Genomic DNA, 9,821 nt, shown 5'->3' with positions numbered 1-9,821 from the left:
TCTTTTCCCTTTAAATTTATTGGCTAATATTTTACTAAAAATTTAATTAAAAATGACTTATTATGGTATTATTGTGATTTTGAATTTAGATTATATGTGAATAATGTGAATAACTCAAAAGGATATATGTGAAAATCTTAGGAATAGACCCTGGAACTCGCAATTGCGGCTATGCGATAATTGAGAAAATTGGCAATAAAAAGATATTAATTGAAGCTGGACTTATAAAAATAGAGCAAGATAGCTTACAATACCAAATAACCCAGCTTTGCGAAGGGCTAGATCTTATATTTAAAACGCATAAGATTGATGCGGTGGCGATTGAGGATATATTTTTTGCATATAATCCAAAAACCGTCTTAAAACTTGCTCAGTTTCGAGGTGCCCTTAGTCTTAAAATACTTCAAATTCATGGTGAATTTAGTGAATATACTCCACTTCAAATTAAAAAAGCAGTAACTGGCAAAGCCAAAGCAGCAAAAGAGCAAGTAGCCTTTATGGTAAAGAGGATGCTAGGGATCAATAAAGAGATAAAGCCACTTGATATAACTGATGCTATAGCAATAGCTTTAACTCATAGTTTTAATGTAAAATCTTAATCTACTGACAACCTTCACACTCTATACTTCGGTCAATTGGCTTATTATCAAGATGGCTTGAGTCTGGGCTTTCACTTCTTAGATAGTATGTGGATTTTACCCCTAATTTCCACGCTAGAGTGTAAATTTCACTTAGATATTTTCCACTAGCTTTATCTAGGCTCATAAATATATTTAGGCTTTGACCTTGATCTATCCACTTTTGGCGGATCGCACAAGCTTTAACAAGTAGCCTTTGGTCTAGCTCATATGCTGGAGTGTAGTATTGCCAAGTTTCAGGGCTTAAATTTGGCACAACGCAAGGAGTCATACCGCTTAAGTTTTGCTCAAACCATTTTCGTTTATATACTGGCTCAATTGTTTGAGTTGTCCCTACTAATATACTTATGCTTGAAGTTGGTGCTATAGCCATTAAATAGCCATTTCTTATTCCATCTTTTTTGACCTTTTCTCTTAATTTTTCCCAGTCGCAATTTCCCTCATCAAATAGACTTCCGCCACGATTGACAAGGGCTTTTGCGTTTGGATTTGCTAGGTCTATTGGGAATATTCCTTTGCTCCAGTTTGAGCCTATAAAATCTGGATAAATACCCTTTTCTACTGCTAAATTTGATGAAGCGTAAATGGCGTTGTAGCTGATATTTTCCATTATTTCATCTATTTTTTCAAGGTGTTCGTAGCTACCCCATTTTATCTGCTTTGTAGCTAGCATTTCAGCCTCGCCCATAACCCCAAGCCCGATTGAGCGACTGGCTAAATTTGTATGTTTAACCTTAGCGTGTGGATAGAAATTTAGATCTATTACATTATCAAGCATTCTAATGGCTATTGGAGTTACTCTTGCTATATCTTCTGGCGTGTTGATTTTGCTTAAATTTATACTAGCTAGATTACAAACGGCTGTTTTACCATCTTTTAATCCTTTTTCTACTATGAATATATCTTTATTATTTAATCTATCTAACGCAGTAATCTTTTTAGCCTTTTTAGTATATCCACCATCAACTGTTATATCTATATTTTCATCAAATAGATCGTAGCTTCCATCTGTGTATGTAACTTTGGTTTGGTAGTAGTTTGGCTCGGTATTTTGAAAAATTTCAGTGCATAAATTTGAGCTTCTAATTATGCCTTTATGGGAGTTTGGATTAACTCTATTTGCACTATCTTTAAAGCATAAAAATGGCATTCCACTCTCAAAATAGCTTGTGAGAATCTTCTTCCATAGCTCTTTGGCTTGGACTACACTTTTAGCTATATCTTGATTATTTTCATACTCTAGATATTTTTTTTGAAATTCATCTCCATATAAATCGCAAAGATCAGGAGTATCTGCTGGGTCAAATAGCGTCCATCTCTCGTTATTTTCTACCCTTTGCATAAAAAGATCATTTATCCACAAAGCTGGAAATAACTCATGAGCTCTGCGACGCTCTTCGCCAGAGTTTTTACGAAGGTCTAAAAAGTCGCTTACATCCATATGCCAAGGCTCGATATAAACCGCTATCGCGCCCTTTCTAGTCCCTAGCTGATCGACTGCGACTGCGATATCATTTGTAACTTTTAAAAATGGTATTATTCCACCAGCAGCGTTTTTATGCCCATCTATGCTTCCACCCATCGCACGCACCTTACACCAGTCCCAGCCGATACCACCACCAAATTTAGAAAGCAACGCCATCTCTTTATAACTATCAAAAATCCCCTCTATATTATCAGGAGTGCTTCCGACATAGCAACTTGAGAGCTGATGTCTTGTGGTTCTAGCGTTGCTTAGAGTTGGAGTTGCTAGCATTACTTCAAATTTGCTGATTATATCATAGAATTTTTTCGCCCAGCTTTGAGAGTCAAGCTCATTTTGAGCTAAAAACATAGCAATAGCCATAAACATCTGCTGAGGTAGCTCGATTGGTTTACCATTTTTATCTTTTATAAGATACCTATCATAAAGGGTTTTTATCCCAAGATATGTAAATTGCATATCTCGCTCTGGTTTTATATATGCGTTTAGATCTTCAAGATCATATTTTTCCTTTAAACCTAGTAGGATTCTTCCCTCTTTTTCGGCTCTATTTAGATAGTCTTGAAGAGTGTTATATCCGCTAAATCCAGTAGCTTTGTGATATAAATCATACAAAAATAGCCTAGCTGCGACAAATGTCCAGTTTGGGCGGTCAATGTCGATCTTATCAACTGCAGTTTTTATAAGAGTTTGCTGGATCTCTTCAGTTGTGATATTATCACGAAACTGAATTTTCGCATCAACTTCAAGCTCACTTAAGCTTACATTATCTAATCCATCTACAGCTTCGCTTGTGTATTTTTTGATCTTAGATATATCTAACTCTTCGGTTCTACCATTTCTTTTTATAACTTTCATATTATCGTTAATACCTTTTTTTAAATTTTAAATACTCTTTGAAATATTCTATCTACATTTTTTGTATAATAATCATAGTCAAAACACGCTTTTATCGCATTTTCATCTAATTTCTCTTTTAGCTCATTATCGTTTAATAAATTTTGTAAAAATAGACTTTCTCCATTGTCATTGATCGCTTTTTTACCCTCTTGTAAGTCAGCCCAAACTTTCATGGCGTTCCTTTGGACGATTTTGTATGCGTCTTCTCTGCTTACTCCTTGTTTTGGAAGTTCTAAAAGGACGCGTTGAGAAAAGACTAATCCGCCTGTTAAATTTAAATTTTTCATCATATTTTCTGGATATACAACCAAATTTGCCAAAATGGTATTTAATCTATTTAGCATAAAATCGCTAGTGATAAACGCATCAGGCAAGATAAATCTCTCTACGCTTGAGTGGCTTATGTCTCGCTCGTGCCAAAGGGCTACATTTTCCATAGCTGGGATAGCGTAGCTGCGGATCATTCTACAAAGCCCGGTTACATTCTCGCTTAAGACTGGATTTCTTTTATGTGGCATAGCACTTGAGCCCTTTTGCCCTGGGCTAAAATACTCCTCAGCTTCATAAACTTCGGTTCTTTGGTAGTGCCTTATGGCTACTGCTATCTTTTCGCAACTACTAGCTAGTAAGGCAAGTGCGTTTATGACTTGAGCGTAGCGATCTCTTTGGATTACTTGATTACTTGCTGGGGCTGGATTTAGACCTAAATTTTGACATACTAACTCTTCTAGCTCAAGTGGAGCGTGGGCGAAATTTCCCATCGCACCGCTTATCATACCGGTGCTAATAACACTTTTTGAGTGCTCTAAAAGCTCATAAGATCTTTTGATCTCATCATACCATATAGCAAGGACTAAGCCAAATGTTATTGGTTCGCCATGAATTCCATGACTTCTGCCGACCATTAGGGTATTTTTATGCTCGTAGGCTCTATTTTTGATAGTTTCCATTAAGGTTTTTACATCATCTAAGATTAGCTCCATACTATCTTTTATCTGAAGTGCTACGGCTGTATCGATACAATCGCTACTTGTCATACCAAAGTGAACAAAACGGCTCTCATCACCAAGGCTTTGGCTCACGCTAGTTAAAAAGGCGATTACATCGTGTTTTGTGGTCTTTTCTATCTCATCTATATGAGCTATATCAAATTTAGCATTTTTGCAGATTTTTTGGCACTCATCATCTGGTATGAAGCCTAGCTTATTCCACGCTTTTACAGCGGCGAGTTCTACTTTTAGCCAAGCGTCATATTTGGCTTGCATACTCCACTTATCACTCATAATTTTTCTAGCATATCTTTGTACCATATTTAGAACCTTTTATTTGCTGATTTTTATATTAAATTCGATATTATATAAAAAATCTTATAAAATTTAGGTTAATAAATGGCTTATGTAAAGATGAAAATCGGTGAATTTTATGGTAAAAAAGCGTATCAAATTCTATTAAGCCAAGGCTATAGTATGAAAGAGGCTCAAAAGCTATGCGATAGCGGTAGAATCATAGATAACAATGATTTGGTTTTGAAAAAAAATAGTGTAGCAAATGGGGATATATTTTTAATAGATTATGCCTGTGAGCCAAAAGGATTAAAGCCTATTTTTGAGTGTGATGAATTTGGTGTATTTGATAAACCAAGCGGGGTTTTAACCCATCCAAATGGCAGAAATTGTAAGTATAGTTTGTGTGATGAGATTTGGACTTTATGGGGCAAAAATGCTAGCGTGGCTCATAGATTAGATAGGGAGACAAGCGGAGTTATTGTAGTTGGTAAGAGCGTAGAAGTAGTAAGAGAGCTTAAGAGAATGTTTGAAAATAGAGAGATTTTCAAAAGCTATTTAGCTATTGTCAGTGGTGCGGTATCAACTAGTGAATTTAAGAGGTTTATTCCAGAAGATTATATGGATTTTATGGGTAAATTTGACTTGATGGATAGCCAAGATTGGTTTGTTATAGATAGGGCGATGGATATTACAGATGATTATGATGATATTAAGATTAGAATGCGAATTTGCGATGAGGGTAAGCGTGCTGTGACGCTATTTCGTGTAGTTAAATTTGATAGTAAGACAGATACAACCTTAGTCGAGTGCGCCCCATTAACTGGGCGTCAGCACCAGATTAGACTTCATATGTTTTATGTGAAACATAGAATTTTAGGCGATCCTATTTATGGGCTTGAGCGATGTGATATAGAGAGAATTTTAGATGGTAAAATGAGCCTAAATGAGCGTATAAATTTAACTGGAGCAAGTAGGCTTATGCTCCACTCAAATAGGGTGAAATTTAGATTTCAAGGAGCTAAGTATGATATTAGCTCCAAGATGAAATTTGAATTATAGTAGTTTAGATAAATTTAATATAGTTTATAACAAAATTAATCTTATAAACTTTTTTTAAAAGCATCTGCTGTATTTTTCATATTTTTTATCCAATCTTTAGCCAATGGATCTATCTCTACGACATTTGCTCCTACTTCATCGGCAATGAGTTTGGCCGCTTTTTTTGAAAATTGTGGCGCTACAAATATAACTTTAGCATTTTCTTCTTTGGCCTCTTTAATCAAATTTGCTAGTTGAGTTGGTTTAGGCTCTTTGCCTTCAGTCTCTATGGCTATTTGATTAAGATTGTATCTCTTAGCAAAATAGGCCCAAGATGGGTGATAAACTATGAAATTTCTATTTTTTATACCATTTAGCTGCTCTTTTATATAGCTATCTAGCATATCAAGCTCATTATAAAATTTAGCTAAATTTTCCTCATATAAAGCTCTATTTTTTGGATAGTGGGATATTAGAGCATCGGCTATATTTTTTGCTTGGATTTTAACAAGTATAGGATCAAGCCATATGTGAGAATCAAAATTGCTATCTATATGCTCTAGCATATCTTCTACTATATCTGCTTTTGTCATACTAGTTTTATAAAAAGTAGGCCAATTTTCTAGCTCTAAACTCAATTTTTTAAAGCTATCATCTCCCATATAGATATGGAAGTGAGACACCTTAGTAGGAGTGATCTCGTGATCGCTAAATTGAATAAATTTAGGAGTTTTGCTATTTGGATCTACATTTTCAAATTGGTATCTAACGCCCCTTTTACCGCTTTTGTATGTTAGTATATCATAGCCTTTATAGATATATTTTCCTTCATTTACCCCATTTTTAGTATGAAAACTGATATTTTCATTGTTTATAACTATGCGGTTTATATCGCTTTTATAGCCTTTTTTATAATACTCTTTATACTCTTTGAAATTTTTATTACTATTTGGAGCACTCGCTTTGGCCTTTAATACAATATCAAAGCTACCATCTAGCAAATATGGATATATGCTATTATACTCTCCATTCCAATCACTAATATCCCTATCTTTTATATCTTTATCATCAAAAATTCCATCATAGCTCTTTTTATGCTCTTTGTGATTATCATGCTGATGATCGTGGTGCTTGTGATCTACGCTAGATAGCATTGGGACATCTTTTTGAGTTTTTACAATATCCAAATTTGGATAGTTTTTTGCAAATTTTGGTAGCCAACTATTTTCATATTCCATACCAACAGCAAAGAAAATATCGCTTTTTTCTAAATTTTTCATCTGCTCTGGGCGTGGCTCGTATATGTGTGGGTCAGAGTCTGGATTTACCATATGATTGATATTTACGCTATCGCCTGCTATTTGCTCAACGAAATATTTTGTAGGCAATATGCTAGTAGTTACAACAGGCTTTGCGTGCAAAAATGCCGCACCTATACATAAAACGGAGATTAGTTTTTTCATTTTTCATTCCTTTTTTGAATTTAAAATGCGGAAATTATATCATATGCAACTTAGTTGCATCTTAAAATTAAAATTTAGCTTTGCTTATTTTAATTCTTTTTATGATATTATTTTGGATAAGAAAGGGGAATTAATGTTAGCTTCTACTTTTTTACAAAATCATGATATAGCCGTAACTCCGCTTAGAGTGGAGCTAGTAGAGATGTTGCAACAGTCAAATAGACCTATAAGCTATGACGAATTTCTATCTAAAATCAAAGCAAATAAAACGACAATTTATAGAAATTTAGATATTCTTTTAAGCAAAAATTTGGTTATCAAAAATGAGATAGAGCATAAGAGTTTTTATGAGCTATCAGACCATGCCAAGGCATATTTCGTATGTGAGACATGCCATAAAATGGAGGAGATAGAGATACCAAATTTGCCCGGTAAGAGCGTTAAAAGTGCCGTTATCAAAGGCATTTGCGAAAAATGCAGCTAAGAAATCAAGGCAGTTTATAGTCTATTTATCAGATTTTATCACATATATCATTCCAATTAGTCCGATGGCTACAACTATAGTTATAAAGACTAATTGTGCTATATCAAGCAGTGGCACTACTCTCTCCTTTGCTTCTTTCTTTTAGTTGTCCGCACGCAGCACTTATATCAAGTCCCTTGCTTTGGCGAATGGTGCATGTAACGCCGCGAGATTGTAGATAATCTCTAAATTTCTCTACATTTTCAATACTTGGTCTTTGATATGGGCTACCTTCGTGCGGATTAAATAATATTAAATTCACCTTTGCCTTAATCCCATGAAGTAGCTTGACAAGAGCCTTAGCGTCGTTTAGAGTGTCATTGACCTTATCCATTATGAGATATTCAAACATTACTCTTTTTCTCATATCAATTGGAAATTCACGCACAGCATCCATAACGCTGGCGATATTATAGGCTTTATTAACTGGCATTAACTTCTCTCTTAATTCATCTGTAACAGCGTGTAAAGATATAGCCAAAAGCACACCCAAATCCATCTCTCCAAGCTTTTTAATCTGACTAGCTAACCCACTTGTGCTAATGGTCTGACGCCTAGCTCCTATGGATAAGCCATCATTATCTTTTAGAATATTTATGGCTTTTGCTACATTATTTAGATTATCAAGTGGTTCGCCCATACCCATATATACGATATTTACTCTGCGTTCGTAAGGTATGTTATTCTCCCTTTTTATCCATAGAATTTGCCCTACTATCTCTCCTGGAGTTAGATTACGGATAAAGCCGCCTTTTGCCGTTAGACAAAAGCTACACCCCATCTTACACCCTACTTGTGAGCTAACGCAGATTGTGTATCTAGCGTGTCTTTGAGTCTTGCCATTTTGATCTATTAGCTCCTCTTTCATCGGTAGTAGCACACTTTCTATAGTTTTGCCATCACGAAGTCTAAATAGATATTTGATACTCCCATCTAGGCTAATTTCATTTTTAATCATCTCAAGCGGTTCAAGATAAAATTCGCTCTTTAAACGCTCTTTAATATCCTTTGGTAGATTACTCATCTCATCAAATGTTTTTGCATTTTTCTTATAGACCCACTCATAAATTTGCTTTGTTCTAAATTTAGGCTGGATAAACTCTGCTAATTCATCTTGAGTATAATCAAGCAAATTTTTCATATAATTCCTTCTGATTTTAGATATTTTGTGATATTAACTTTAGCTTTTGGATAGTTTTTGATAAAGTCATTGTGGGCATTTTCATCACAGTAGTTTGTCGCACATAAGATTAGCTCAAAATCAATATTAAATTTCATCGCCACACACCAAATAGCATAAGCCTCCATATTCTCAGCCATAAATCCTAAATTCTTAAATTTAATAGCAATATCTTTTGAGTTTGTTATGAAATTTGATGAGTTTATAATGTTTGTTTCTTGTGAAACTTTTGCTATTTTCATATCAATTGGAGTGTATCCAAGACCCATTATACCAGCTATTTCATAGTTACAAGCTTGAGTGCTTTTATAAATTTCAAGCAGTTTTTCATCTCCATATAATCCGCAACTTCCTATAAATATAATTTTCTTAGGAAGTCTATTTGAATTTAGCAAAATTTTGGTTAAATTTATCGCTGGTTCTACCATGCCAATCCCAATTGATTTAGCAAATTCAAAGCTCTCCATCGCTCCAGCACAAACTATCAAAATATCGCTATTTAAGCTAGAATTTATAGCCATATTTAAATTCTAACCCCAATTTGATTTGCTTTTAAAAACTCTTTTAATTTTAAAATTTCAATCTCTTTATAGTGAAATATACTAGCTGCTAAAGCTGCGTCAGCACCAGCTTGAAAAGCTTTTAAGATATGCTCCATAGTTCCAGCTCCGCCACTTGCGATAACTGGTATTTGGACTAAATTTGATATAGCTGATGTTATAGTTAGGTCATATCCAGTCTTTGTCCCATCGGTGTCCATCGATGTTAGAAGTATCTCTCCAGCACCTAGATCATAAACTTTTTTCGCCCACTCTATCGCATCTAGCCCAGTATCCTTTCTACCACCATGGACAAATACATTGTAGCTACCATTACTATTTTTTTTGACATCGATTGCGACTACAACGCATTGAGAGCCAAATTTTTTCGCAGCTTCATAGATTAAATTTGGATTATCTACAGCTGATGAGTTTAGGCTAACTTTATCGCAACCTACATTTAAAAGTTTGGATATATCATCTATTTTACGAATTCCACCACCCACAGTAAGCGGGATAAATAGCTGTTTTGCGACCTCTTTTACCACATGAACGATAGTATCTCTACCATCACTACTAGCAGTAATATCCAAAAAGCATAACTCATCAGCACCTTCATCATTGTATCTTTTGGCTACTTCGATTGGATCTCCAGCGTCTTTTAATCCTACAAAATTAACCCCTTTTACAACTCTTCCATTATTGACATCTAAGCAAGGTATAATTCTTTTTGCGAAATTTCTCATTTTTGCGACTTTTTATTTTTATTTT

General features: G+C 34.7%; 9 protein-coding genes. 3 read left to right on the top strand and 6 right to left on the bottom strand.

The window, feature by feature from the left end:
- Positions 1–122: 122 nt before the first annotated feature.
- A complete protein-coding gene (gene ruvC / locus CSUIS_RS08335; RefSeq protein WP_086237539.1) occupies positions 123–599 on the top strand; it encodes a crossover junction endodeoxyribonuclease RuvC in 477 nt (158 codons plus the stop codon).
- Position 600: 1 nt separating this feature from the next.
- On the opposite strand, the gene CSUIS_RS08330 is transcribed toward ruvC, so the two are convergent.
- A complete protein-coding gene (locus CSUIS_RS08330; RefSeq protein WP_086298521.1) occupies positions 601–2,979 on the bottom strand; it encodes a ribonucleoside-diphosphate reductase subunit alpha in 2,379 nt (792 codons plus the stop codon).
- Between the two features lie 20 nt (positions 2,980–2,999).
- Positions 3,000–4,331 (bottom strand): adenylosuccinate lyase, encoded by a 1,332-nt coding sequence (purB, locus tag CSUIS_RS08325; protein ID WP_086298519.1) that lies wholly within the window; start codon positions 4,329–4,331, stop codon positions 3,000–3,002.
- Positions 4,332–4,409: 78 nt separating this feature from the next.
- On the opposite strand from purB, the gene CSUIS_RS08320 reads away from it, so the two are divergent.
- Positions 4,410–5,366, top strand: a complete 957-nt coding sequence (locus tag CSUIS_RS08320; RefSeq protein ID WP_086298517.1) for a pseudouridine synthase family protein — start codon at positions 4,410–4,412, stop codon at positions 5,364–5,366.
- Positions 5,367–5,407: 41 nt separating this feature from the next.
- On the opposite strand, the gene CSUIS_RS08315 is transcribed toward CSUIS_RS08320, so the two are convergent.
- Positions 5,408–6,808: a metal ABC transporter solute-binding protein, Zn/Mn family gene (locus tag CSUIS_RS08315; RefSeq protein ID WP_086298515.1), complete on the bottom strand. Its 1,401-nt coding sequence runs from the start codon at positions 6,806–6,808 to the stop codon at positions 5,408–5,410.
- A 133-nt stretch (positions 6,809–6,941) separates the two neighbouring features.
- Here CSUIS_RS08315 and CSUIS_RS08310 point away from each other — a divergent pair, with 133 nt between their 5' ends.
- Complete coding sequence (locus tag CSUIS_RS08310) at positions 6,942–7,292, top strand: Fur family transcriptional regulator (protein ID WP_086237534.1); 351 nt, start codon at positions 6,942–6,944, stop codon at positions 7,290–7,292.
- A 103-nt stretch (positions 7,293–7,395) separates the two neighbouring features.
- Here the strand turns inward: CSUIS_RS08310 and rlmN are convergent, their stop codons facing one another.
- Genes rlmN through hisF form a run of 3 tightly spaced genes read right to left on the bottom strand, consistent with a single transcriptional unit; the run spans position 7,396 to position 9,796 of the window.
- Positions 7,396–8,472, bottom strand: coding sequence for a dual-specificity RNA methyltransferase RlmN (rlmN, locus tag CSUIS_RS08305; protein WP_086298513.1), 1,077 nt, complete (start codon positions 8,470–8,472; stop codon positions 7,396–7,398).
- Entirely contained in the window at positions 8,469–8,999 is a 531-nt protein-coding gene (locus CSUIS_RS08300; RefSeq protein WP_086237592.1) for a phosphorylase family protein, read from the bottom strand. The genes rlmN and CSUIS_RS08300 overlap by 4 nt, the downstream gene beginning before the upstream one ends.
- A 35-nt stretch (positions 9,000–9,034) precedes the next feature.
- Positions 9,035–9,796 (bottom strand): imidazole glycerol phosphate synthase subunit HisF, encoded by a 762-nt coding sequence (gene hisF / locus CSUIS_RS08295; protein ID WP_086298511.1) that lies wholly within the window; start codon positions 9,794–9,796, stop codon positions 9,035–9,037.
- Positions 9,797–9,821 lie beyond the last annotated feature (25 nt).

It is taken from the genome of Campylobacter porcelli (assembly GCF_002139855.1).
Taxonomy (GTDB): Bacteria; Campylobacterota; Campylobacteria; order Campylobacterales; family Campylobacteraceae; genus Campylobacter; species Campylobacter porcelli.
This window is presented reverse-complemented; position numbering and strand designations above follow the sequence as displayed.

Excerpts from the sequence above, each read along its gene's own strand:
- CSUIS_RS08310 (WP_086237534.1), top strand. The coding sequence starts at position 6,942 with ATGTTAGCTTCTACTTTTTTACAAAATCATGATATAGCCGTAACTCCG.
- rlmN (WP_086298513.1), bottom strand. The coding sequence starts at position 8,472 with ATGAAAAATTTGCTTGATTATACTCAAGATGAATTAGCAGAGTTTATC.
- purB (WP_086298519.1), bottom strand. The coding sequence starts at position 4,331 with ATGGTACAAAGATATGCTAGAAAAATTATGAGTGATAAGTGGAGTATG.
- CSUIS_RS08330 (WP_086298521.1), bottom strand. The coding sequence starts at position 2,979 with ATGAAAGTTATAAAAAGAAATGGTAGAACCGAAGAGTTAGATATATCT.
- hisF (WP_086298511.1), bottom strand. The coding sequence starts at position 9,796 with ATGAGAAATTTCGCAAAAAGAATTATACCTTGCTTAGATGTCAATAAT.
- CSUIS_RS08320 (WP_086298517.1), top strand. The coding sequence starts at position 4,410 with ATGGCTTATGTAAAGATGAAAATCGGTGAATTTTATGGTAAAAAAGCG.
- CSUIS_RS08315 (WP_086298515.1), bottom strand. The coding sequence starts at position 6,808 with ATGAAAAAACTAATCTCCGTTTTATGTATAGGTGCGGCATTTTTGCAC.